This is a genomic window from Achromobacter pulmonis, assembly GCF_002885955.2.
Lineage (GTDB): Bacteria > Pseudomonadota > Gammaproteobacteria > Burkholderiales > Burkholderiaceae_B > Achromobacter > Achromobacter pulmonis_A.
The window spans coordinates 1-265 of sequence record NZ_POQS01000046.1 but is presented as its reverse complement, the minus strand read 5'-3'; the positions used below and the strand labels follow the sequence as shown (position 1 = coordinate 265).

General features: G+C 46.0%; 1 protein-coding gene. It reads right to left on the bottom strand.

Going from position 1 to position 265, the window contains the following annotated elements; genetic code table 11:
- Positions 1-265, bottom strand: a 265-nt coding sequence (locus tag C1I89_RS34995; protein WP_219929639.1) for a hypothetical protein, incomplete at both ends; no start/stop codon positions are given.

Here is a 265-nt window from a genome sequence, read left to right as displayed (position 1 = left end):
AGGAGTCCAGACGTCACCAGATTGTTTGGGAGAGTAGAGTACAACCCTAACAGGATCAGGGCGTACACCTGCAGCAGCGCTAGAAGTTGCTTCGATGTTAATCTCAACTGATTTGCACATGACCTTACGACCAGTACGATCAGAAGAACCTGTACCAGCGGGTACATCATTAACAGCAATTGTAGTTGCAGCAGTGGTGTGAGAGATAGTCTTGTTGTAGAAACGAGTTTCTAGTTTGGGGGAGTAGGGAGTAATTCTCCTTTTT